This window comes from Pseudomonas sp. PMCC200344 (genome assembly GCF_030053095.1).
Classification (GTDB): Bacteria; Pseudomonadota; Gammaproteobacteria; order Pseudomonadales; family Pseudomonadaceae; genus Aquipseudomonas; species Aquipseudomonas svalbardensis.
The window spans coordinates 2,222,914-2,246,784 of sequence record NZ_CP125618.1 but is presented as its reverse complement, the minus strand read 5'-3'; the positions used below and the strand labels follow the sequence as shown (position 1 = coordinate 2,246,784).

Genomic DNA, 23,871 nt, shown 5'->3' with positions numbered 1-23,871 from the left:
CGGCACCCACCGTTACAGCAGCGTAGGCAACGACATGTACGACTTCATCATCATCGGCGGCGGCATCATTGGCATGTCCACGGCCATGCAGTTGATCAAGACCTATCCCGACAGCAAGATGCTGCTGCTGGAAAAAGAGTCGGGGCCAGCCCACCATCAAACTGGTCATAACAGCGGCGTCATTCACGCGGGCGTCTATTACACGCCCGGCAGCCTGAAGGCCAAGTTCTGCCTGGAGGGCAATCGGGCAACCAAGGCCTTCTGTGACCAGCAAGGCATCCCTTACGACGAGTGCGGCAAGCTGCTGGTGGCGACCAACGAGCTGGAAATGCAACGAATGAAAGCGCTTTGGGAACGCACTGCAGCTAATGGACTGGAGCGGAGTTGGTTGTCTGCCGGACAGTTGCGTGAGCGTGAGCCAAACATCAGTGGCATCGGCGGTATCTTCGTGCCCTCCAGCGGCATCGTGAATTATGCCGCGGTCACCGCCGCCATGGCCCGTGAGTTCCAGAAGCGCGGCGGCGAGATTCGCTACGACACCGAGGTCAGCGGGCTGGAAGAACACCCCACGGAAATGCTGGTGAAAACCAAGACCGGCGAATTCCGCGGCCGCTTCATGGTCACCTGCTCAGGGTTGATGGCCGACCGCATAGTGCGCATGCTCGGCCTGGATCCGGGCTTCAGCATTTGCCCGTTCCGCGGCGAATACTATTTGCTGCCCGAGCAGCACAACCGTATCGTCAACCACCTGATTTACCCGATCCCGGACCCGTCGATGCCGTTCCTCGGCGTGCACCTGACTCGCATGATTGATGGCAGTGTGACGGTCGGGCCGAATGCGGTATTGGCGCTCAAGCGCGAGGGCTATCGCAAACGCGATATTTCGCTGGCTGACATCTTCGACATGCTGACCAACCCGGGCATCCTCAAGGTGCTCAAAGACAACCTTCGCCCCGGCCTGATCGAGATGAAGAACTCGCTGTTCAAGCGTGGCTATCTGCAGCAAGTGCGTAAATATTGCCCCAGCCTCAGGGTGCAGGATCTCAAACCGTATCCGGCCGGGGTCCGCGCCCAGGCGATCTCCAAGGAAGGCAAGCTGATTGAGGACTTCCTGTTTCGCAATACCCGGCGCAGCGTCAACGTCTGTAACGCGCCATCACCCGCGGCAACGTCTGCACTCCCTATCGGCGCTTACATCATCAAGCAAATCGACGCTCAGCTGCTGGCCCTGCCGGGTTTCAGCAAAGCCAAGCAGCCCGCCTGAACAGAGCGTTTTGGAGAAAAAACGGCGCACCTGACGATAATCCAGCAACCGTCCCAGGCACTTGGCCTGAGGCGGGTACGCCCGATTGGCGTCGCGACTCGCCCAGTAAAGCTAGCCCTATGCCTTGTCACTCACCTTGAGAGCGTGCCATGAACCAGCCAGTTTCCTCGCTGCAAGAAAAAGACATCCAGTATCAACTACACCCTTACACCAATGCTCGCCTGCACCAGGAAGTCGGCCCGCTGATCATTGAGCGTGGCGAAGGCATCTATGTGTATGACGATCAAGGCAAAGCCTACATCGAAGCGATGTCTGGTTTGTGGAGCGCTGCGCTGGGCTTCAGCAATCAACGCCTGATCAAGGCCGCCGAAAAGCAGCTGCATACCCTGCCGTTCTACCACCTGTTCAGCCACAAATCGCACCGCCCTAGCATCGAACTGGCCGAAAAGCTGATCGAGATGGCGCCAGTCCCGATGAGCAAGGTGTTCTTCACCAACTCAGGCTCCGAGGCAAACGACACCGTAGTCAAGATGGTCTGGTACCTGAACAACGCACTTGGTCGACCGACCAAGAAAAAATTCATCAGCAGGGTCAACGGTTACCACGGCATCACGATTGCCAGCGCCAGCCTGACCGGTCTGCCGGGTAACCAGCGTGGTTTCGACCTGCCGCTGCCAGGCTTCCTGCATGTCGGTTGCCCGCACCACTACCGCTTCGCCCAGCCCGGTGAAAGCGAAGAGCAGTTTGCCGACCGCCTGGCAGTAGAACTGGAGCAGAAGATTCTCGCCGAAGGCCCGGAAACCATCGCCGCCTTTATTGGCGAACCGTTGATGGGCGCCGGGGGCGTCATCGTGCCGCCACGCACCTACTGGGAAAAAATACAGAGGGTCTGCCGCAAGCACGACATCCTGGTGATCGCCGATGAAGTCATTTGTGGTTTCGGCAGAACCGGGCAGATGTTCGGTAGCCAGACCTTCAACATTCAACCGGACATTTTGGTTGTGTCCAAGCAACTGTCCTCCTCCTACCAGCCGATCGCGGCGATTCTGATCAACGACAAAGTCTTCCAAGGCATCGCCGATCAGAGCCATGCCCTCGGCACCCTCGGCCATGGTTTCACCGGCAGCGGCCATCCGGTGGCTAGCGCTGTGGCCCTGGAAAACCTGAAGATTATCGAGGAGGAAAATCTGGTCGAACACGCAGCACAAATGGGCAAGCAGCTTCATGCGGGCCTGCAGGATTTCGCCGATCATCCTTTGGTTGGTGAGATTCGCGGTTGCGGCCTGATCGCAGCGGTCGAGCTGGTTGGCGATCGCGCGAGCAAGGCACCCCACCAGGCACTCGGCACCCTTGGCCGCTACATGGCCGGCAGGGCTCAGGAGCACGGCATGATCACCCGCGCCATGGGCGATGCCGTCGCCCTCTGCCCGCCGCTGATTGTCACTGAACAGGAAGTCGGCCTGATCCTGGAGCGCTTCGGCAAGGCACTCGACGACACCACCCAGTGGGTTGGCTGAATCAGTCCGGGGGGCGAGGATCACAACCAGCCCCATCTGCCGGCAAAACATTCCGCCAGAGGCGGAATCTCAAGGCTCTCTGTCTCCCCTGATGCCTCCAGGCAATCACCCGGCTGCGAGCTGGCGGCGGCTATAGGCGGAAGCGCAGCACCAGGGCTTGTTGGTTGTCGGCCACTTGCTGCAGGTGCTCGCCGCTGCTGCGGGTATGTGCCGCATTCTGCCGGTTGTCGCGGGTCATGTCGTGCAGGCGGTGCATGTGCTGATTCACTTCCTGCGTGGTTCCGGCCTGTTCGTCCGCAGCGACGGCGATCTGCACAGCGAGGGCGTGCACGCCTTGCAGGGAGTTGTCCAACTGGCTGAGCGAGGTCAGCACGACCTGGGTTTCACGCTCCAGCGTATGGGCTTGTTCGGCCGAGGCCTGCATCGCCTGCTGGGCTTCGGTGGAAGAGCCTTGTAAGGTGAGGGTAATGGCGACGATTTCTTCGGTGGCACTGCCGGTGCGTCGGGCAAGGTTACGCACCTCGTCAGCGACCACAGCAAAGCCACGGCCTTGTTCACCGGCGCGCGCGGCTTCTATAGCGGCGTTGAGTGCCAGCAGATTGGTTTGCTCGGCAATGCCGCGGATCACCGCAAATGGCCAAGCTCGAAACCCGCCTCGGGTATCGCCTGTGCGAACGCGGCAAGGCGGGCTTTCACCTGACGCCCAAGGGTGAGCGAGTACTGCAAGCCACCCGCAAGTTGTTCTCCTCGATCGAGGTGTTCAAGGGTGAGGCACTGGGGATGGCCGACACGTTGCTCGGCGAACTGTCCATCGGGTTGTCCGAGTCACTCGACTCACAAGTGCTCGAACGTGTCGCGCACGCCATCGGCTTGTTTCGCAAACGCAATCAGGCGGTGCAGATCGATCTGCTCAGTGCCATGCCAGCCGAACTCGAGCGCCGTCTGCTACAGGATCAGCTGCATTTGGCTATCGGTTATTTCTCGGGACAGCAAAGCTCGCTGGATTACCATCCGCTGTTCAGCGAGCAACAACAGTTGTACTGCGCCAAGAGTCATCCATTGTTCGGTGTGTCGAAGGTCACTCAGGCGCATCTCGATGCCTGTGACGGCGTGCGATATCCCTACCGGTTCGTCAACGCTGCCGAACCCTATCTGCCTGGCCATAGCACCGGGCGCACCGAGCAGGTCGAGGGCAGTTTGGCCTTCATTCTTTCTGGCGCCCATATCGGCTACCTGCCCCAGCACATCGCAGCGCCTTGGGAAGCCCGAGGATTGTTACGACCGCTAGAACCGCAGCGGCTGGGCCACAACGTGCAATTTCACCTGACGAACCATCGCGGCCGTCAGCCGAGCGAGGCCCAGCAAGCGTTGGTTGAAGACTTGATGCAGGCCTTTGCTGACGCCAGTAACGATTAGAAACCAACGGGTGTTGAGCGTCATTACACTCAACACCCGTACGCCTCGGTTTTACATGTACCAGCGATACTCGCGAGCACTGATCTCTTGCATGAACGCCAGATGGTCCTGGCGTTTGTTCTCGCAATACACATCCACGAATTCAGCCCCCAGACCTTCGCGCAGTTGCGGTTGATGCTGCATCGCGCGAACGGCGTCCAGCATTTCCAGCGGGAAGCCGATCCCACTGTTGCGGTCTTCGTTGAGTGGCGCGATGGGTTCTTTGCCTGCTTGCAGGCCATGTTCCAGCCCCACCAGAATCGCCGCCAGCACCAGATAGGGGTGGGCATCGGCACCGGCCAGACGGTATTCGATACGCAGGTTTTTCGAGTCCGACTCCGGAATGCGCAAGCACGCATCGCGATCCTCGAACCCCCAGCTCGCTTGGGTGGCTACGTTTACCGTGCCGCCCAAGCGACGCATGGCATTCTGGTTCGGCGCGAAGATCGGCATGCAGTGCGGCAGCAGTTCCAGACAACCAGCCACGGCGTGCCGCAGTGGTTGCTGCTGGTTAGCCGCCAACAGGTTATTACCGGCAGCATCGTACAGACTGACATGCACATGCATGCCGCTGCCCGGGTGCTGCAAATAAGGCTTGGCCATGAAGCTGGCGCGGTAACCATGCTTGAGGGCGACACCGCGAGTGCTGCGGCAAAACAGAGCGGCCCAGTCGGCGGCACGCAGACCGTCATCGAGGTGACCAAAATTAATCTCGAATTGACCCGGACCAAGTTCGGCAGTGATCACCGTGGTATCGATGCCTTGGGTCCGCGCCGCCTCGACCATTTCATCGAGCACCGGAGAAAAGCGCGACAGCCGTTCGATGTGCATATTCGGCTGATCATCCGCATCGTCCGTCAGCAGATCGCGGGGGAACTGTGGTTGCCCATCGCGCAGCTGCTTATCGAACAGATAGAACTCCAGCTCGAAGGCCACCACCGGGTGAATGCCTTTGCTGCGCAGGCGATCCAGGACCTGCGCCAAGACTTCGCGCGGTTCGAAAACGATAGGCGCCTCAGTGCCATCCGAAGTGATCAGCATCTGTCCCAGCGGCTGTGCTTCCCAGGTCACCGGTTTGAGTGTGCCGGGGACCAATCGACGCAGCGCGTCCGGGTCACCGTCGTTAAAGCAGTAGTCACCGATTTTGAACAACCCGCCCTGCACGCCCAGCAACACACAGTTCTGGGGCAGCTTGAGCGCGCTGCCGGCCGCGACTTTTTCCAGCATCTCAACGGGATAACGTTTGCCGTAAAAGTGTCCCGGAATGTCCAGGGAAATCAGGTCGACATAACGCACCTCGGGGTAGCGTTGGCGAAAAGCACGCACTTCGGACAGCAAATCAGAGCAGGCAGCATCCATCTTGGTTGTTCCTTTGTTGTTATCAGGTGTAGACCCAGAGCACTCGCGTGAGATGCTCGGTAAGGTTGCCGTAACGGCAACGGGTGTGACTGTCGAACTGAAAACTGTCGCCGGTTCGTAAAGTGACAGGGTCTTCGTCATCCCCCAGCCAGAGCGTCAACTCGCCCTCGAGTACGTAGCCGCCCTGCTCCGAGCTGTCGGTCAGGTGCCTGTCACCACTGCTGGCGCCGGCTTCCAGATGACTTTCGAGCATCGAAAACGAGGCCCGCATCTTGGGCGAAACCAGCACGTCGGTAATCCCGTTGGCGTAATACAACGTGCGACGCTCGTCAGGCCGGGTCACCCACGGCAGAACCTTGGGTTTTGGCAAGCTATAGAAATAGGTCGTCGGTACGCCCAGGGTTTCGCTGATCGCCGTCAGATCGGCTACCGTTGGCCGAGACAAGCCACGCTCGACTTGAGACAAAAAACCCACTGAACGGCCGATCTGGTCGGCCAGGTCCTTCAAGGTGAATTTCTTATGTTTGCGCAAATCGTGAATAAGGATCGCCAGCGCGGCGATTTCTTCTTGCTTGTTCATGGCTGGGATTCCGGTCAATGACTCATCAAATGCTGTCGCGCAGTCGGTACCAGGCTTTGCCGATGGCTTCCAGCGGCGCGGCCAGGTACTTGCCGCCGGGAAAGCTGCCATTACTCAAGCCTTGATACAACGCCAATTCATCCCCCTGGCCGAGAATCGCATCGGCCACCGCGCGGGCGGCCGCCAGTGTCGGGAGCACGCCATGCCCGGAGTACCCTTGTAGCCAGTAACGATCACCCTGACGTCCGACGTCCGGTGTGCGGTTCAAGGTGAGGTCGATGTGTCCGCCCCAGGCAAACTCCAGATCGACACCCTTGAGCTGCGGAAACACGCGCTCCAGGAAAGGCCGGGTTGCACCAGCAATGTCCTTGGGCAGGCCGCCCAGATAGGTGCAGCCACCGCCGAACAGCAAGCGGTGATCAGGGGTGCGACGGAAGTAGTCGAGGACAAACTGATTATCGGTCACGCACACATTGGTCGGCAGCAGCGCCTTGGCCTGCTCACACGTCAGCGGGGCGGTAGCGACCTGATACGTCCCGACCGGCAACACGCAACTGGCCAGTTTTGGATCGAGCCGGTCCAGGTAGGCGTTGCAGGCCAATACCAGCACATCGGCCTTAATCGACCCATGCTCGGTATTCACCCGAAAACGGCCACCCTCTTCTCGATAACTCAACGCTTTGCTTTGTTCATGAATGCGTCCGCCAGCACGCTCGATAGCCGCTGCCAGGCCCAGCGCCAGTTTCAGCGGGTTGAGGTGAGCGCCTTCGGGATCGTAGAGACCGGCCTGATAGCGATAGCTGGCCACCCAACTGGGCAACTGCTCACGGCTGATGAACTGCAACCCGTGATGACCCCACTTATGACTGGCTTCGCGTTGCCATTCGGTCAACAGGCTGACCCGGCGCGGCATGACCGAGGTCCACAGATGCCCGGCCCGATAGTCACAGTCGAAGCCATGACGCCCCGGCAATTCACGCAACTCCCTGGCGGCCCAACGCATGCCGTCCCACAGACGCCGGGCACGTTCATAACCCAACGCGGCTTCCAGCGGTGGCATGTCACACGACCAGCCGAGAATGGCCTGCCCGCCATTGCGCCCCGAGGCGGCCCACGCCACGCGGCTGGCTTCCAGCAGCGTCACCCGTTTGCCGGCCAAAGCGAGGCGCAACGCAGTGTGCAGGCCACTGAAGCCAGCACCGACGATCACGACGTCGGTGTCGTGCTCACCCGACAGCCCGGCCCGAGGTACCAGGTGATCGGCGCAACTGTGAGCGTAATAGCTGGCGACATGTCGCTTGGATTGCTGAAACATTCGAGGCCTCGTGAAATTATGTTTTTATAATTTCATGAAAAACTACAGCACAAATTTCACATCCGCAACTCGAATTACATTGATAGGTTATCAATGTAATTAATTGTAACTTCGCATTTATTCAATGAAAACAAACAGACATGCCGCGCCCAATCCGCCGCGCTCCGTGACGCGGCTTTTCGCAAATGCGTTGCACACTGGATGAGGGCAAGTGATGACTGACAAGAATTTCGACCAGATGGAAATGTTTGCGTGGTGGGGAGTGCCGACACTTTTTCGCTGCCCAATGGAACGCGATCTGGCTGCCGTCGATATAGGCCTGGTAGGTGTACCGCACTCTAGTGGCAATGGCTGGAACGAGCGTGACCAGCACTTCGGTCCACGCGCCATGCGTGATGTGTCCATGGGCTATCGACGAGTCCATCGCGAGTACAAACTGTCGCCTTGGGAGCAGTGCCGAATTTGTGACATGGGCGATACACCGCTGCCGAACGCCATGCACAACGATCAAACGATCAAGGACATCCAAGAGTTTTACATGCCTCTCGTAGCGGCAGGCATCAAGCCGGTCTCTATTGGCGGCGATCACTCGGTGACCTTGCCAATTCTGCGCGCCTTGAGGAGCGCCGAGTCCACGGTGACCAATGAACCGCTGGCTATGGTTCACTTTGACGCCCACCACGACTTTTATGACGCCAGTGATTACGGCGACAAGTTTCTGGGCAATGTCGAATGGGCCGGTGCTTGGACCAAGATCATGTGTGACGAAGGATTAGTCGCCCCGAAAAAAGTCATCCAGATCGGAATGCGGGGGCACATGGATGCCGAAACCGAAGGCAGCTTTAGTGAAAAAGCCGGCTATCGCGTGATTGAGGCCCTTGAGTTTCACAAGATGGGCCCTGCTGCCGAATTCAAGGTAATCCGCGAAATTATCGGCGAAGATACCCTGTTTATGTCACTTTCGATCTCGATTCGCTGGACCCTTTGTATTCTCCTGGCGTATCGAACATCTAATCCGGCTACCCAGGGTTGAACATGTGGGATGTCATGCAAGTGCTGCCGGCATGTGCGGAATGAATGCGATCGGTGCTGACGTGGTCTGCCGCCGAGTGGATCTCGATAGCGATGGGCACTCTGGACTCCACGTTCACTTCCGACAAGCAGAAACATATAGAGGTGGTGTCCAAGGCAACATGGTATGAAATTCAGGATTATTGGCCACAGTCCCAATGACCGTTTGGGGTCGGAAAGCGACCATGCACCGTGACTGATCCATCTTTGTCCTCCCTCAACGCGAAGGACAAGCCATGAACACTATTGCTACATACGGCCATCAGCCTTGGAACAAGGGAAAGCTTGTCGGGGAGAAAGCCCCGCTTCGAATCAGAGATATCTGGGCCATCCGGGTCAGACTCCAGCTCGCGGAGAAGACACGGGATCTAGCTCTCTTCAACTTGGCTATCGACAGCAGTCTGCGTGCCTGTGACTTAACCAAGCTGTGTACTCTTCTGCTCACTAGTCAACAGTGTAAACGGGTATCGAGTGAGCCAGTGGCTGGCTTAAACAACAGGGGATGGAACTCGACGCGCATGGAGTCTTCCTTGTGGGGTATGAGCGACCGGTCAGGAACTATCAGGCGATGTTGAGCCTCGTGTCTACCGTCATTTGGCTGGCCTGATTGAGAACGCCCTGTAGTCGCTCAAAGGTGCATGAATTATGGGGCTTACTTCAGGTTGCCGCTGAGAAACTGCTTCAGGCGTTCGCTTTGCGGGTTGCCCAGTACGGCCTCGGGCGCACCCTGCTCTTCGACCCGCCCCTGGTGCAGGAACAGCACCTGGTTCGACACTTTGCGCGCAAAGCTCATTTCGTGGGTCACCATGATCATGGTCCGGCCTTCCTCGGCCAGCCCCTGGATTACCTTGAGCACTTCGCCCACCAGTTCCGGGTCCAGGGCCGAGGTCGGCTCGTCGAACAGCATGATCTCCGGTTCCATGCTCAGGGCCCGGGCGATGGCGACCCGTTGTTGCTGGCCACCCGAGAGGAACGCCGGGTACTGGTCGGCGACCCGCGACGGCAAACCGACCTTGTCCAGATAGCGCCGGGCGCGCTCCTCCGCATCCTTCTTGCTGACGCCCAGCACCCGGCGTGGGGCCATGGTGATGTTGTCGAGCACGGTCATGTGGCTCCACAGGTTGAAGTGCTGGAACACCATCGCCAGGCGCGTGCGCAGGCGCTGCAGTTCATCGGCGTCGGCCACGCGCATGCCGTGTTGGTCATGGACCATGCGGATAGGCTGGTTGTCCAGGCTCATGGCGCCGTCGTTGGGCGTTTCCAGGAAGTTGATGCAACGCAGGAAGGTGCTCTTGCCCGAACCACTGGCGCCAATCAGGCTGATAACATCGCCGGTCCTGGCGTTTAGCGAAACGCCCTTGAGCACTTCGAGGTTGCCGTAGCTTTTGTGCAGGTTTTCAACGGTCAGTTTGTACATGAACAGCATCCTGAATTAGTGAGCCGGACCAAGGAAAGACAGCCAACGGCGTTCAGCCAGGCGGAACAGGCCGACCAGGGAGAAAGTGACTGCCAGGTAGATCAACGCGGCGATGCCGAACGACTGGAAGGTCAGGAAGGTCGCCGAGTTGGCGTCCCGCGCGACTTTCAAAATGTCCGGGATGGTGGCGGTGAAGGCCACGGTGGTCGAGTGCAGCATCAGGATCACTTCGTTGCTGTAGTACGGCAACGAGCGGCGCAGGGCCGACGGCATGATCACGTAGGCGTACAGCCTCCAGCCGCGCAGCCCATAGGCCTTGGCCGCTTCCACTTCACCGTGGTTCATGCTGCGGATGGCCCCGGCGAAGATCTCCGTGGTGTAAGCGCAGGTGTTCAGGGCGAAGGCCAGGATGGTGCAGTTCATCGCGTCGCGAAAGAACGCATCCAGTACTGGCTGGGCACGCACCGCGGCCAGGCTGTAGATCCCGGTGTAGCAAATCAGCAACTGGATATACAGCGGCGTACCGCGGAACAGGTAGGTGTAGAACTGCACCGGCCAGCGCACCCAGACATTGCTCGAGACCCGGGCAATCGACAGCGGGATCGACATCACGAAGCCGAAGAAGATCGAGGCACTGAGCAGCCAGAGGGTCATGGCCAGGCCGGTGATGTGACTGCCATCCTGGTACAGGAAGGGTCGCCAGTATTCCTGCAGAAGTTCGATCATCGTACGGCCTCCCGGGTGCCTGCGGCATAGAAGACTTCCAGCCGGCGCAAGACGTAATTGGAAGCGGTGGTAATCACCAGATAGATCAAGGCGGCCAGCACCAGGAAGAAGAACAGTTGATAGGAGCTTTTGCCCGCGTCCTGGGCCACCTTGACCAGATCGGCCAGGCCAATGATCGACACCAGCGCGGTGGCCTTGAGGATCACCATCCAGTTATTACCGATGCCCGGCAGGGCAAAGCGCATCATTTGCGGAAACACCACCAGGCGAAAGCGCTGGGCACGGGTCAGGCCGTAGGCGGTAGCCGCTTCCATCTGCCCGCGCGGTACAGCGAGGATGGCGCCGCGAAAGGTCTCGGTGAAATACGCCCCGTAGATGAAGCCCAAGGTGATGACCCCGGCGCTGAACGGATTGATGTCGATGTATTCCCAACCCAGGTATTCGGTCAGGCTGGTCAGCCAGGTTTGCAGGCTGTAGAAGATCAGCAACATCAGCACCAGGTCCGGCACGCCGCGGATCAGCGTGGTGTAGGCTTGCGCGGGAACGCGCAGCAGCGCCGATCTCGAAAGCTTGGCACTGGCGCCGAACAGACCCAGGCCGACGCTCACCAGCAGCGATAGAAAGGACAGCTGGACGGTCATCCAGGTGCCTTGCACCAACAGCGGGCCGAAGCCCTTTAGGCTGAAGCCGGAAAGCCCCAGTATGTGCAATAGGTGTTCGAACATTGAGCAGCCCTTTGGCATTCAAAAAAAACGCCCATCGTCAGATGGGCGCAGGGGGCATTATTGGCCGCTGTGGAGATTCAGGTCGCCAAAGTGCTTCTGCTGGACGGCAGCGTAGGTGCCATTGTCGTGCAGTGCCTTGATGCCTTTGTTCAGCAAGGCCTGGAGCTCGGCGTTGCCTTTGCTGATGCCCACTGCGGTTTTCGCGGGAAGCAACTCGCTATCGACCGGCTCGCTGATTTGGAAGTCGACGCCTGGTGGCGACTTCAGGAAGCCCAGTTCGGCTTGCAGCATGTCCTGGATCGAGGCGTCGAGGCGTCCGGAGATCAGGTCAGCGTACACCTGGTCCTGGTTGGCGTACGCCTGGGTCTCGACCCCGGCCTTGTCCAGCACGGCCTTGGCGTAGGCTTCCTGGATGGTGCCTTGCTCGTAGCCGACTTTCTTGCCCTTGAGGGAGGCCGGATCGGTGCCGAGGGCCGCGCCTTTCTTGAAAACCAGCGCGGTCGGGCCAGAGAACAGCTCGCTCGAGAAATCGATGACTTTCTCCCGCGCCGGCGTGACGGTCATGGACGAGATCACACCGTCGAACTTGTTGGCCTTGAGGCCAGGGATCATGCCGTCGAAGTCGCTTTCGACCCATTTGCATTTGACCTTCAGTTCGGCACAGATCGCGTTGCCCAGATCGATATCGAAGCCCACCAGGCTGCCATCGGCGGCCTTGGATTCGAACGGCGCATAAGAGGGGTCGACGCCAAAACGCAACTCCTTGTACTCCTTGGCCAGCGAGGAACCGGCAGCTACACACAAAGCCAATGCAGAAAGGGTGAGAAATTTTTTTTTCATTGTTTTATTCCCAAGGACCAACATGAGCGCTTGTGACTCATGAGTACTGTTATGGAGCTCGTATGAGACTTTGGAAGAACTAACACCCGACAGGTCGCGCTCCCTCGCGTAGAAGGCAGAGCCCGCGGGGAAAGTAGTTTAGAAGCAAGCGAGTGCGACGATAAGACGAAAAGTGCGTTGATTTAACGAATCATTGGTCATTATGACGAGAAATAGTGACTATATGATGATTTGGCGTGTTGCCGCTGACCGAAAATTGCCCCTGGTGTTTGACTGTACCTGCTCAACTTTCGGGCAGGGGCACACAGGTTGTTTAGCATGGGGTAGCTTCCATTTTCGCGGACGCGAAAATTGCATCCTGGTACTGCCAAAGCCCCGACACGATGGGGCGATGTGCGGCTGATAATTCCTTCGACTCGCCCCCCATTTGCATTCCACCTGACCAGTTGGATGTGTCGGGGGCTTGACGAGAAGGGAGAATTGGCGGGCGGCAGATGGAAATTTCAGGCAGTCCATTAATGGTTGCAACGGGTCGTTTCCGATCAGTCCTGACAGGCAGAAAACGGCCATTAGCAGCCGGTCGGAGGTGTCTACTAAATCAAGGACGACTCATACCGTAGAATTCACTCGCTCTCACCCTCCGTTTACCGCCGCGCAGGATGACAGTTCTTTGGTGTGAGCGAGCAGCCAGCTTACTTCAGCCCGCAACGAAGGCATCAACCTAAGGCTTGGCTCGGTCCCATTGACACTCTTTCAACCTGTCTACGTCAGTACCGCTCTCTTTTAGCATGTCGATGTTGCCATCTGCGTTTAGATAGATATCGGTGTTAGGCCACTTCGGTGTATGCGTCCGGCCAAGTCATCTACCCAGCCCCGCAAAGCCAAGACATGGTGTGCACTTAAATTTAAGTGGGCACCAGTTCTAGCCTTTTAAGCGGGTATTTCATGCAGCCACAACGCCGTTCCTACTCCAAATCCTTCAAAGCCCAGGTCATTCAAGAGTGTGCCCAGCCCGGCGCTTCGATCGCCAGCGTCGCGCTGAGCCACAGTCTCAACGCGAACCTCGTCCATAAGTGGATTCGGCTACAGTCGCAGAAAAGTGTCGCCCTGCAACCTGCCTTTATCCCGGTGGCATTACCGTCGCCAGCGTCACGATCGGATTTCACCCCGGCCATGATCTGCCTCGAAATCCCACACCCACGCGGCACCGTCAAAGTGAACTGGCCGACCGACAGCGCGGCTGCCTGTGCGACCTTTCTTCGAGACCTGTTGCGATGATCCGCATCGACTCCATCTGGCTCGCCACCGAGCCCATGGACATGCGCGCCGGCACCGAAACCGCGCTGGCGCGTGTGGTCGCCGTGTTCGGTGCGGCGCAGCAGCACTGTGCTTATTTGTTTGCCAACCGCCGCGCCAATCGCATGAAAGTGCTGGTGCACGACGGGTTGGGTATTTGGCTGGCGGCGCGCCGCCTGCATCAAGGCAAGTTCTTCTGGCCGGGTTCTCGATACGGCTCTCAGATGGAATTAGGTGCCGAACAACTGCATGCCCTGGTGCTGGGTTTGCCTTGGCAAAGAGTTGGGCCAAGCGGCGCGATTTCCATCGTGTGACGCCTGCCATGGCCAGCCTGGCCGTGCAATTGTCCGATGAGTCTATCGCCGGTGTAGCCTTGCTCTGGCAAAATCGGCGGCATGACTTCGCTTCCAAACCTCGACCAACTAAACCCTGAACAACTGCGCGCTCTGGCGGCGCAGTTGATGCGGCGTGTCGAGAATCTCGATCAGAAAGTCGAGACGATGGGTAAGAAAATCCACCATCACAAAACGGTCAACGAGAAACTGGCCCACGAGATCGCGCAGCTCAAGCGCTTCAAGTTTGCCAAGCGCAGCGAGCAACTGAGCCCGGATCAGGCCAGCCTGCTTGACGACCTGATCGACACTGACATCGCAGCCATCGAAGCCGAACTTGAAGCGCTACAACCCGCTCCCGTTTCGACCGAGGCTCGGTAAAAACCCAAGCGTACCGCCTTGCCGCCGCAGTTTCCGCGCACCCTGATCCACCACGAACCCGACAACAGCCACTGCCAGTGCGGCTGCGCCCTCAAGCGTATCGGCGAGGATGTCAGCGAGAAACTCGACTACACGCCAGGCGTGTTCACCGTCGAGCGTCATATCCGAGGCAAGTGGGTCTGCGGCCAGTGCGAAACGCTGATCCAGGCGCCGGTTCCGGCGCAGGTCATCGACAAGGGCATCCCGACCGCCGGCCTGCTAGCCCACGTGATGATCGCAAAGTTCGCCGACCATTTACCGCTCTATCGTCAGGAGTCGATTTTTGGTCGGGCCGGTCTGGTCATCGCCCGCTCGACCTTGGCGCAATGGGTCGGCAGCTGTGGTGTGCAGTTGCAGCCGCTGGTCGATGCCCTGCGCGATGCGGTTCTCGAACATGGCGTAATACATGCCGATGAAACGCCGGTGCAGATGCTTACGCCGGGCGCAAAGAAAACCCATCGCGCGTATGTCTGGGCCTACGCCACCACCCAGTTCTCGGACTTGGCGGCGGTCGTTTACGACTTCAGCCCGAGCCGCGCCGGAGAGCATGCATGCAACTTCCTGCAAGACTGGAAAGGCAAGCTGGTCTGTGATGATTTTGGCGGCTACAAGGCCAGCTTTGAACTCGGCGTCACCGAGATCGGCTGCATGGCCCATGCACGGCGCAAGTTCTTCGAACTGCACGCCACCAACAAGAGCCAGCTCGCCGAACAGGCCTTGCGCTACATCCAGTTGCTTTACGAAATCGAGAGCGAAGCCCGCAACCTTGAACCGGATTTACGCCGCCGAATACGGCAAGAAAAAGCTGTACCGGTGATGGATGCTCTGCATGCCTGGATGATCGCCCAGCGCCAGATCGTGCACGACGGCTCGGCGATAAGCAAAGCTCTGGATTACAGCCTCAAACGCTGGACGGCGCTGTCGCGCTACCTCGATGACGGGGCCGTACCCATTGACAATAATTGGTGCGAAAACCAAATCCGACCATGGGCGTTGGGTCGCAAAAACTGGCTCTTTGCAGGTTCGCTGCGCAGCGGCAAGCGCGCGGCGGCGATTATGAGCCTGATCCAGTCAGCGCGCATGAATGGGCATGATCCGTATGCCTATCTGAAGGATGTGCTGACGCGGCTGCCGACGCAGCGAGCAAGTGAGATCGGGCAACTGCTGCCGCATCAGTGGATTCCGGTCTAGCTTACCTCCCAGGCTTACGAAAGGAGCCCCCAGCAGACGCTTATTGTCCACGGGCATTCGCACGAGTAATACCCTGAAAACAAACAAGGCCGCAAATGCGGCCTTGTTTTCTATTATCATTCTTTACGCAACAGCACCTTCGTCACTCGCCGCTCTTCGACCTCGACAACGGTCATGCTCCACTCCTGCCAATTGAGCTTGTCTCCAATGATCGGCAAGCGATCCAGCAGGCTCATAACCAACCCCGCGAGCGTCTGATAGTCATCGGTCGCTTTCGCTTGGAAACCGATGTGTTCGCGAATCTGGCTGAGATTCAGCGCACCGCTGACGAGGAAACCGCCATCCTCAGCAACGATGTTCGGGCCTTCAATTTCACTGGCATCCGGCAACTCACCTGCGATGGATTCAAGAATGTCGGTCATGGTAAGAATACCGATGAAGTCACCGAACTCGTTCACCACGAAAGCGATGTGAGTCGACTCTTTACGCATCTGTTCCAGCGCGTTGAGAATCGTGAAGTTGTCCAGCAAGTTGATAGCCTTGCGCGCCATGGCTTCCAGATTCGGCTCATTACCTGCCAACAGCTCCTTGAGCAGCTCCTTCTTGTGGATGAACCCCAACGGCTCATCAACGCGCCCCTCCCGGATCAACGGCAACCTGGAGTACGACGAGTGCATCAGCTTTGTGCGAATTTCTTCTGGAGAGTCGGCTAAGTCAATTTGGTCGATTTCTGCACGAGGGGTCATGACACCGCGTATAGGGCGTTCCGCCAACTGAAGTACGCCACTGATCATGACGCGCTCCCGTCGGTGGAAAACCTGTTCTGCTTCATCGCCTGACAGCATGTCAGCGATTTCTTCACCGACTTCATCGACCCCCAACTTGTGACCACCCAGCAAACGCATCACTGCATGCGCGGTACGCTCACGCATGGGGCGAAGACCATGCAGGCTCTTCTTGCGACGTGAGCGAGCCAACTGGTTGAACAGTTCGATCAGGATCGAGAATCCAATCGCCGCGTACAGATAGCCTTTCGGAATGTGAAAGCCCAGGCCCTCAGCGGTGAGGCTGAAGCCGATCATCATCAAGAAGCCCAGGCAGAGCATGATGACGGTTGGGTGCCCGTTGACGAAGTTAGTCAGCGGCTTACTTGCGATGATCATCAGGCCAATGGAAAAAATCACAGCGATCATCATGACCGACAGGTGTTCCACCATGCCCACAGCAGTGATCACAGCGTCCAGCGAGAAGACCGCATCCAACACCACAATCTGCGCAACGATAGGCCAGAACATCGCATAGGCCGCATTACCTGAACGTTCTGTCACATGTCCTTCGAGTCGCTCATGCAACTCCATGGTTGCCTTGAACAACAGGAACACACCACCGAACAGCATGATTAAGTCTCGGCCCGAGAACGTCTTGTCGAAGACCTCGAACAAAGGTTCGGTAAGGGTGACCATCCAGGAGATGCTGGCCAGCAAGCCAAGACGCATCAACAACGCAAGGGATAGGCCGATGACACGCGCACGATCTCGCTGCTCCGGCGGTAGCTTGTCAGCCAAGATGGCAATGAACACAAGGTTATCGATGCCGAGCACCAGCTCCAGCACGATCAGGGTCAGCAGGCCAAGCCATGCAGTGGGATCAGCAATCCATTCCATAGGGATTATTCAATCTCTCGTAGAGTTAGGGCTAATGAGTGAACTGCACGAAAACACGAACTCCTGCTCGACGGAGCGGATTTGATGTTCAGTGCGAAAGGCGCAAGAGAGAAAGGCTTCCCCAAGCGTATGCAAGGAGGTAAAGCTTTGGAGATGACACAGTTCGACTTGGGGAAAGTAATCGCTGAGAAACCTACAGACGAGATTTCGAGGTTAAGCGATCTTAAAAAACGAGATCTACGCCTAACAGCGGAGAGCGAACTGATACAAGGTGTGGATTGAAAAAAACTACTGGGAGGCTCCAGGAGGGTGCTCATAAAGACCTGAAAAAAATTGGGGATGAAATCCTACAATGTTTCGGAGCGCCTCATACGAGACCAATTATTACAGAATCTGACAAAGCGGCAGTAGATATTGGGAATGGCTGTGCACCGAATTTTGCCCCTAGTGACTCGTAACATCATCCGGCCAACACATCTTCCTGACCCCATCGCTTCAATAATCGACGTCGGGATGTGTTGGCCGGACGGTTACACTTCGGTGTGATGCTGATGCAATGATTACGCCCTTCTTTTTTGCTCCACCACGAAAACTCCATGAAGAATTCGTCATCTGGGAAGAGCACCCCATTATCAACGCACCGTATTACCCACACTGGGATCCGCCCCCTATGCTCCTGATTTCAGCTACGGACGCCCTTAAGCAGAAGCTCAAGTGCCCCCAGGGCCTGCAACAGCCTGTCTGAACCTGGCTCAGCTACTGCGATCCAGAATGCTGCTTCGCACAAGGCACCATGGATCAGCATCGCCAATGCTTCGGGATCGGTTTGTACAACCGTCTCTTGCAGCATCAGTTGCTCAAGCATCTTTTGTAGGGAGGCTGCACAGTGCCGATGCGCTTCTGGTGGGGAGCTACCCAGAACAGCGCGCGCATCCCGCAATACGATGCGCTGTATCTCAGGCTCCTGTGCCATTTCCAGATACATGCGACAGCGGTCCCTGAAAGCCTCCCATGCGTTGTCTGTACTGTCCGAAATCACTTGTAGCCGCGTGTCCATCTCCGCATCAATTTGAGCAACCACGGCCGTGAGTAAACCTTTCTTGTCGCCGAAATGATGGTAAAGCGCGCCCCTCGTCAGGCCAGCCAGCGCTGTCAAATCATCCATGGACGTTTCGGCATAGCCATGTTCGCTGAAAACCTGGCGCGCGGTCTTCAGCAACGTGGCACGTGTTTCTTCCATATCAGCGCGTGTACGTCGAACCATGATATCTCCCAGACCAACAAGCTATTTACATTCACTGCGTATGATTATAGGGTTTTAATCATACGTAATGAATGTATATTCCCAGTTCAGCGACGCCCCGAAAAGCTGAACTCATTCGATAAGGAGTATCGAGCATGGCCAATCCGTACCGAATACTGTTCCAAGCCCCCGGCACCAAGGGATTCTTCCTGGCAGGCCTCCTCGCCCGTTTACCGCTCCCCATGACAGGTATCGGCATCATCACCATGCTTTCGCAGTTGCGGGGCAGCTACGCACTGGCAGGCGCGGTTTCTGCCACCTTCGTCCTGACGTATGCATTGATGTCACCGCAGGTTTCACGCATGGTGGATCGATACGGCCAGCGCAGGGTACTACCCTTGTCAGCTGGCATCAGTGTTTTGGGTATTCTTCTACTGCTTGCCTGTACCTACTGGCATACGCCCGATTGGACATTGTTCGTGGCCGCTGTGTTAGCGGGTTTCATGCCGAGCATGTCGGCCATGGTCCGCGCTCGCTGGACTGCGATGTACAGGGGCAAGCCGCACCTGCAAACAGCTTACTCACTAGAAACCGTGCTGGACGAAGTGACGTTTATCGCAGGCCCTCCGGTTTCCATTGGTTTGAGCGTGGCCGTCTTCCCCCAGGCAGGACCGTTAGCGGCAGTTGTACTGCTGGCGATTGGCGCACTTGCTTTGGCAGCACAAGCATCCACCGAACCGCCAGTAGAATCCGCTGAAGAAATGAGCACGCGAACAGCCTCAATCTTTCGCCTGGCGGACGTCCGGCTATTAACATTGCTGATGGTCGCGATGGGCGTCATCGTCGGAACGGTCGATATCGTGAGTGTCGCGTTTGCTGAACAAATGGGCAGTCCGGCGACGGCCAGTATCGTGTTGTCCTGTTACGCCATCGGCTCGTGCGCCGCGGGCTTGTTGTTCGGTGCGCTAAAACTGAAAACGCCGTTGCACAAACTCTTGCTGTTGGGTGGCCTTGCAACTGCCGCAACGACACTGCCCTTGTTGATGGCTTGCAACATTGCCAGCCTCTCGGGAGCAGTGTTGGTGTCCGGGTTATTCTTTGCGCCCACCATGATTGTGGCGATGTCCTTGGTTGAGCGAATTGTGCCGGAACGACAATTGACCGAAGGCATGACCTGGTTACTGGCAGGCTTGAATGTTGGGGTGGCGATGGGTGCTGCGGCGTCGGGCCAACTGGTGGATATGGAAGGTGCTCGCTATGGGTTTAACGTTGCTCTGGCAGCCGGAGCAGCTGTATTACTGGTAACTATTTGGGGGTATCGACGGATGCGAGAGCACTCGCTTGCGGCATCGTACTCGGTATGAAGCCCCTCTGTGACGCGCCCTGCTCAGAGTAATCTGCAGATAGAAAAGCCACTCGTGAGAGTGGCTTTTCTTTAACTCAGAGCGAAGAGTCGGCTCTTCCACATAGCCTTTACCACAAGCAGCTTGAACGCTACGCGGAGTTAGAGTCGCTGCTTCCTCCGTGGCAAGTATTAGCATTTTGTATAACGGTTTTTGGCCGAAAGTGGTCCCGCCATGAACATCCGCTAGTGGCCGTTTTTGACTATCGCCACCGGCAGCTTTGGGTCGTTCTCTGCCGGTCACCGCCACGACGCTGGTAGTCAAGTCCGATGCAAATGGCTGGTCAAGTTGAATGCAAACGGGTGGGCAAGTCTGTGCAACTACCCATCCTTCAGCCTGACTGGAAACACTGGGCCAGGGGCCGCGACTAGGGCTGTGGATCGGAAAATAAAAAAGCGCCGACGTAGCCGTGGGCGCTTAGGAATTACGATGTCTTAGGATGTATTTCTACATCGTAAGGCTAGGATGATTGAAAGCCAACACCTGTTAGACCTTCGGTCCCAGCTGAAAAAACTATGTACCGTTAGGGTATAAGTCGTCAAAAGCGGGGCTTTTTATTGTCTGCGACTTGCAATGCAATCCCCTGTGGGAGCGAGCCTGCTCGCGAATGCGGAGTGTCAGTCACCATTGATGTTGAATGTGCTGACCTCTTCGCGAGCAGGCTCGCTCCCACAGTGGTTCTTTATTGGCGGACCAGACGGTGGTTTGGCAGTTGAACGGTTTCAGTACTGCGATACGGGTTGATGTCCAACCCACCGCGCCGCACATACCGCGCATACACCGTCAATTTCTCCGGTTTCAACAACCGTTGCAGGTCGAGAAAAATCCGCTCCACGCACTGTTCATGAAAGTCCGAGTGCTGACGGAAGCTCACGATGTACTCCAGCAAACTCGCGTGATCCAGCGCCGCGCCACGGTATTCCACCGCCACGCTACCCCAGTCCGGCTGACTGGTGACCGGGCAGTTGGATTTGAGCAAATGGCTGTGCACGCTCTCCTCCACGATGCGCGATTCATCGCAACGCAGCAGTTCCGGACGCGGATGCTCGTAGTTGCTGACGCTGATGTCCAGATCATCAATGCACACGCCCGGCAACGCCACAACGCCTTCAGCTTCGACGTCCTTCAGGCTGCGAATCCGCACGCCGACCGGTTTACCGGCAGCGGCCGACAGGTCTTTCGCCAATGTCGATTCAAGGCTCGCGGTGTCGGCAAACGGCGTCTGGTTCAGGGAGTTGAGGTACAGCTTGAACGACTTTGATTCGATGATATTCGGCGAATCCGCCGGGATACTGAATTCGCCAATCGCCACCACTGGCTTGCCGGACGGCAACAGCCACGACAGCTCGAAGCAGTTCCAGAAATCCACGCCCTTGTATGGCAGGGTTTCAGCCGTCAGGCCCAGCTCTGCCCATTTCGCGGTGCGCGGGATCGGGAACAGCAAGGACGGCGTGTAGGTGGCGATGTATTCGCTGGATTTGCCCAGCGGCGAGTGTTCGGCTGCGGGATGCATGGCGGAAACCTGACTGAAGAATCAGCGGATTCTACCAGCCTTTGCTCCCGCCTTTGAGTGCTTACTGACTGACAGTCATCTTGCCGACCATGCCAGCCTGGTAATGACCGGGGATGTTGCAGGCAAATTCCAGGTTGGTGGCCTTGGTGAAGGTCCAAGTCAGCTCGGCGGTTTTACCCGGCTCGACGAGCGCGCTATTGGGGTCGTCGTGCTTCATTCCATGCCCCATACCGGCCATGGCGCCGTGGTCCATTTCCTTCATGCCTGCAGGCATCAGCATTCCGCTCTGCTGCATCTTCATCATTTCCTGCTGATGTTTGGCATGCATTGCCGCGTCACCGAGGTTGAATTCGTGCAACAACTGACCTTTATTCACCAACACAAAACGAACCGTCTCACCGGCCTTGATATCAATCGCCTTGGGCGTGAACGACATGTCGCCCATGACAACTTCAATGCTGCGAGTCACCTTGGCCGCCGGGGCCGGCTGGCCGAAGTCGTAGGTATGCGCCGGGGAAGCCCACGCCGGCGAGCTCAGCGCCAGCAAACACGCGACGCGTACCAGTGATTTGCGCAAAAACATAGTCGTACTCCAACAAGATAAGGTTCAGCCTGTGGAAAACTCTAAACTGCTGTGACTGCCCGCAACCTGACGGCCAGATTACAACTTTGTCAGGTTGACCTGTATTAACGCCGCCCACGGTATAAAGCGTTCGTTCCATTTGCCTCGAGTCGCCCATGAAACTGCTGATCGTCGAAGACCAACCGAAAACTGGCCACTACTTGCGCCAAGGCCTGACCGAAGCCGGTTTCAATACTGAACTGGTGGCGGACGGCAGCACCGGCCAACAATTGGCGCTGACCGGCGATTACGCGCTGTTGATCCTTGATGTGATGCTGCCCGGTCGCGATGGCTGGCAGATTCTGCAAGCGGTGCGCGGTGCCGGCCTCGACACGCCGGTACTGTTTCTGACAACGCGAGACGAAATGCTCCTGCGCAGGCAAGGCGAAGTCCTGCCCAAGTCGTTGATCGCTTCTCAGGTCTGGGACATGAACTTCGACAGTGACACCAACGTCATCGAAGTGGCGATCCGTCGTTTGCGCCTGAAGATCGACGATGAATTCCCGAACAAGTTGATTCACACCGTGCGTGGCATGGGTTACGTCCTTGAAGAGCGCCCCGCTTGATGCGCCGACTTTCGTTAAGCAGCCGTCTGGCGCTGCTGTTTGCGGCGTGCACCGCCGTGGTGTCGCTGTTTGCCGGGGTGTTGTTCAGCCGGGCCAGTGAAGCGCATTTCGTTGAACTCGATCAGCAGTTGCTCGACGGCAAGTTGATTGGTTTGCGTCGGGCACTTCATGACATTCAGTCGAGTGAAAGCGAAGTCAAACTGGCCGATGAATTGAGCCGCCAGGCTGATCTGTCGCTGCGGATCACCGGCAGCGACGGCAAGCGCTGGTATGACAGCTCGACGCGCCTGCCCCAGGCATTGCCGACCCAACCGGGCTTGTCCACGGTGAGCAGCGAAGGTACCGACTACCGCGTCCTCAACGCTCCGTTGTTCCTCGACAAACCTGACTCGCCGCAGTTGACCTTGCTGCTGGACATCACCCATCACCAGCACTTTCTGCAACGCATGCAGCACCTGATCTGGCTGACAGTCGGTTTGTCAGCATTGGCCACCGCCCTGCTCGGAGCCTGGGCCGCGCGCAGAGGGTTGCGGCCGTTACGGCGCATGAGTGCGGTTGCCAGCGGCGTTTCAGCGCAATCGCTCAATTCACGCCTGTCCGAAGAAAACATGCCGCCAGAACTCGCGGAAATGGCCCACAACTTCAACGCCATGCTCGGACGCCTCGACGACTCTTTTCAGCGGCTCTCGGCCTTCTCCGCCGACATCGCCCATGAATTGCGCACGCCGCTGTCGAACCTGTTGACCCACACCCAGGTCACCCTCACCCGTCCACGGCCCATTGAGGATTACCGCGAAGCACTGCACAGCAATCTCGAAGAACTGCAATGGATGGCGCAACTGGTCAACGACATGTTGTACCTGGCCAAGGCTGACCACGGGTTGTTGATGCCCAAGCGCGAACCGCTGGAACTGGCGGAAGAAGCGGATCTGTTGCTGGAATTTTTTGCGCCGTTGGCGGAGGACGCTCAGGTCAGGTTGAGTCGTGAAGGCAGTGCTCGCATGGAGGGCGATCGCAGCATGTTGCGTCGGGCGCTCTCCAATTTGCTGGACAATGCGTTGCGGTTTACGCCGGTCGAAGGCGAGGTTCGGGTGCAGATTGTTGATCAACCTAAGGGGTTGAGCCTGACGGTCGAGAATAGCGGCGACGGAATTGACGGGGCGTTGCTGCCGCGTTTATTTGATCGCTTCTACCGGGCTGACCCGGCGCGCCAGGAAGGCAGTAGTGAACATGCGGGATTGGGGTTGGCAATCACTCAGTCAATCATCCGCGCCCATGGCGGGCAGATTCGTTGCGAATCGGAAAACGGGTGGACGCGGTTTGTGATTGAGTTGCCGCGAACTTGATCGTTC

General features: G+C 57.7%; 21 protein-coding genes and 3 pseudogenes. 11 read left to right on the top strand and 13 right to left on the bottom strand.

Translation table 11 applies throughout. From position 1 onward, the window contains the following. The first annotated feature begins 34 nt into the window (after nucleotides 1-34). On the top strand, nucleotides 35-1,264 hold the full coding sequence (gene lhgO / locus QFW87_RS10020) for an L-2-hydroxyglutarate oxidase (RefSeq protein WP_283190399.1): 1,230 nt from the start codon (nucleotides 35-37) through the stop codon (nucleotides 1,262-1,264). A gap of 149 nt (nucleotides 1,265-1,413) precedes the next feature. After that, nucleotides 1,414-2,781, top strand: a complete 1,368-nt coding sequence (locus QFW87_RS10015; protein ID WP_283190398.1) for an aspartate aminotransferase family protein — start codon at nucleotides 1,414-1,416, stop codon at nucleotides 2,779-2,781. Between the two features lie 130 nt (nucleotides 2,782-2,911). On the opposite strand, the gene QFW87_RS10010 is transcribed toward QFW87_RS10015, so the two are convergent. Beyond that, nucleotides 2,912-3,409, bottom strand: a complete 498-nt coding sequence (locus QFW87_RS10010) for a methyl-accepting chemotaxis protein (RefSeq protein ID WP_283190397.1) — start codon at nucleotides 3,407-3,409, stop codon at nucleotides 2,912-2,914. 5 nt (nucleotides 3,410-3,414) lie between these two features. Here QFW87_RS10010 and QFW87_RS10005 point away from each other — a divergent pair, with 5 nt between their 5' ends. Next, on the top strand, nucleotides 3,415-4,197 hold the full coding sequence (locus QFW87_RS10005; protein WP_283190396.1) for a LysR family transcriptional regulator: 783 nt from the start codon (nucleotides 3,415-3,417) through the stop codon (nucleotides 4,195-4,197). A 51-nt stretch (nucleotides 4,198-4,248) separates the two neighbouring features. Here QFW87_RS10005 and QFW87_RS10000 read toward each other — a convergent pair whose 3' ends face one another. Genes QFW87_RS10000 through QFW87_RS09990 form a run of 3 tightly spaced genes read right to left on the bottom strand, consistent with a single transcriptional unit; the run spans nucleotide 4,249 to nucleotide 7,490 of the window. Beyond that, nucleotides 4,249-5,595 carry a glutamine synthetase family protein gene (locus tag QFW87_RS10000; protein WP_283190395.1) on the bottom strand — a complete coding sequence of 449 codons (1,347 nt, stop codon included), beginning with the start codon at nucleotides 5,593-5,595 and terminating at the stop codon, nucleotides 4,249-4,251. A 22-nt stretch (nucleotides 5,596-5,617) separates the two neighbouring features. After that, nucleotides 5,618-6,175 (bottom strand): cupin domain-containing protein, encoded by a 558-nt coding sequence (locus QFW87_RS09995; protein ID WP_283190394.1) that lies wholly within the window; start codon nucleotides 6,173-6,175, stop codon nucleotides 5,618-5,620. A 25-nt stretch (nucleotides 6,176-6,200) separates the two neighbouring features. Continuing rightward, complete coding sequence (locus tag QFW87_RS09990) at nucleotides 6,201-7,490, bottom strand: FAD-binding oxidoreductase (protein ID WP_283190393.1); 1,290 nt, start codon at nucleotides 7,488-7,490, stop codon at nucleotides 6,201-6,203. Nucleotides 7,491-7,704: 214 nt separating this feature from the next. On the opposite strand from QFW87_RS09990, the gene QFW87_RS09985 reads away from it, so the two are divergent. Further along, entirely contained in the window at nucleotides 7,705-8,523 is an 819-nt protein-coding gene (locus QFW87_RS09985) for an arginase family protein (RefSeq protein ID WP_283190392.1), read from the top strand. Between the two features lie 274 nt (nucleotides 8,524-8,797). Beyond that, a pseudogene (locus QFW87_RS09980) lies at nucleotides 8,798-8,989 on the top strand (integrase); the annotation flags it as partial. A gap of 224 nt (nucleotides 8,990-9,213) precedes the next feature. On the opposite strand, the gene QFW87_RS09975 reads toward QFW87_RS09980, so the two are convergent. The 4 genes from QFW87_RS09975 to QFW87_RS09960 are packed head-to-tail and all read right to left on the bottom strand — an operon-like array spanning nucleotide 9,214 to nucleotide 12,269. Continuing rightward, nucleotides 9,214-9,978, bottom strand: coding sequence for an ATP-binding cassette domain-containing protein (locus tag QFW87_RS09975; protein ID WP_283190391.1), 765 nt, complete (start codon nucleotides 9,976-9,978; stop codon nucleotides 9,214-9,216). Nucleotides 9,979-9,993: 15 nt separating this feature from the next. Further along, nucleotides 9,994-10,704, bottom strand: coding sequence for an ABC transporter permease (locus QFW87_RS09970; protein WP_283190390.1), 711 nt, complete (start codon nucleotides 10,702-10,704; stop codon nucleotides 9,994-9,996). Beyond that, nucleotides 10,701-11,429: an ABC transporter permease gene (locus QFW87_RS09965; protein ID WP_283190389.1), complete on the bottom strand. Its 729-nt coding sequence runs from the start codon at nucleotides 11,427-11,429 to the stop codon at nucleotides 10,701-10,703. Before QFW87_RS09965 ends, QFW87_RS09970 begins: the two co-directional genes overlap by 4 nt. 57 nt (nucleotides 11,430-11,486) lie before the next feature. Continuing rightward, entirely contained in the window at nucleotides 11,487-12,269 is a 783-nt protein-coding gene (locus QFW87_RS09960; protein ID WP_283190388.1) for a transporter substrate-binding domain-containing protein, read from the bottom strand. A 945-nt stretch (nucleotides 12,270-13,214) separates the two neighbouring features. On the opposite strand from QFW87_RS09960, the gene QFW87_RS09955 reads away from it, so the two are divergent. The 3 genes and pseudogenes from QFW87_RS09955 to QFW87_RS09945 all read left to right on the top strand — a co-directional run bounded on the left by QFW87_RS09955 (nucleotide 13,215) and on the right by QFW87_RS09945 (nucleotide 15,508). Next, complete coding sequence (locus QFW87_RS09955) at nucleotides 13,215-13,547, top strand: transposase (protein ID WP_149629057.1); 333 nt, start codon at nucleotides 13,215-13,217, stop codon at nucleotides 13,545-13,547. Beyond that, nucleotides 13,544-13,879 (top strand): IS66 family insertion sequence element accessory protein TnpB, encoded by a 336-nt coding sequence (gene tnpB, locus QFW87_RS09950; RefSeq protein WP_283190387.1) that lies wholly within the window; start codon nucleotides 13,544-13,546, stop codon nucleotides 13,877-13,879. The genes QFW87_RS09955 and tnpB overlap by 4 nt, the downstream gene beginning before the upstream one ends. An 81-nt stretch (nucleotides 13,880-13,960) precedes the next feature. After that, nucleotides 13,961-15,508: pseudogene (locus QFW87_RS09945) on the top strand (IS66 family transposase). A 116-nt stretch (nucleotides 15,509-15,624) separates the two neighbouring features. Here the strand turns inward: QFW87_RS09945 and QFW87_RS09940 are convergent. Both QFW87_RS09940 and QFW87_RS09935 read right to left on the bottom strand, forming a co-directional pair. Continuing rightward, nucleotides 15,625-17,172: a TerC family protein gene (locus tag QFW87_RS09940; RefSeq protein ID WP_283190386.1), complete on the bottom strand. Its 1,548-nt coding sequence runs from the start codon at nucleotides 17,170-17,172 to the stop codon at nucleotides 15,625-15,627. 682 nt (nucleotides 17,173-17,854) lie between these two features. Beyond that, nucleotides 17,855-18,436, bottom strand: coding sequence for a TetR/AcrR family transcriptional regulator (locus QFW87_RS09935; protein WP_283190385.1), 582 nt, complete (start codon nucleotides 18,434-18,436; stop codon nucleotides 17,855-17,857). A gap of 134 nt (nucleotides 18,437-18,570) precedes the next feature. Between QFW87_RS09935 and QFW87_RS09930 the strand changes: the two genes are divergently transcribed. Beyond that, nucleotides 18,571-19,779, top strand: a complete 1,209-nt coding sequence (locus QFW87_RS09930) for an MFS transporter (RefSeq protein ID WP_283190384.1) — start codon at nucleotides 18,571-18,573, stop codon at nucleotides 19,777-19,779. A gap of 622 nt (nucleotides 19,780-20,401) precedes the next feature. On the opposite strand, the pseudogene QFW87_RS09925 reads toward QFW87_RS09930, so the two are convergent. From QFW87_RS09925 to QFW87_RS09915, 3 genes and pseudogenes are all read right to left on the bottom strand, one after another. Next, nucleotides 20,402-20,491: pseudogene (locus QFW87_RS09925) on the bottom strand (DUF4381 domain-containing protein); the annotation flags it as partial. Nucleotides 20,492-20,500: 9 nt separating this feature from the next. Beyond that, nucleotides 20,501-21,331, bottom strand: a complete 831-nt coding sequence (queF, locus tag QFW87_RS09920) for an NADPH-dependent 7-cyano-7-deazaguanine reductase QueF (protein WP_283183803.1) — start codon at nucleotides 21,329-21,331, stop codon at nucleotides 20,501-20,503. A gap of 61 nt (nucleotides 21,332-21,392) precedes the next feature. Beyond that, nucleotides 21,393-21,914, bottom strand: a complete 522-nt coding sequence (locus tag QFW87_RS09915; RefSeq protein ID WP_283190383.1) for a cupredoxin family protein — start codon at nucleotides 21,912-21,914, stop codon at nucleotides 21,393-21,395. 155 nt (nucleotides 21,915-22,069) lie between these two features. Between QFW87_RS09915 and QFW87_RS09910 the strand changes: the two genes are divergently transcribed. Both QFW87_RS09910 and QFW87_RS09905 read left to right on the top strand, forming a co-directional pair. Next, a complete protein-coding gene (locus tag QFW87_RS09910) occupies nucleotides 22,070-22,519 on the top strand; it encodes a winged helix-turn-helix domain-containing protein (RefSeq protein WP_283190382.1) in 450 nt (149 codons plus the stop codon). Further along, the gene (locus QFW87_RS09905; RefSeq protein WP_283190381.1) at nucleotides 22,519-23,865 is read left to right on the top strand and encodes a heavy metal sensor histidine kinase; all 1,347 of its coding nucleotides are present in this window, start codon (nucleotides 22,519-22,521) and stop codon (nucleotides 23,863-23,865) included. The genes QFW87_RS09910 and QFW87_RS09905 overlap by 1 nt, the downstream gene beginning before the upstream one ends. Nucleotides 23,866-23,871 lie beyond the last annotated feature (6 nt).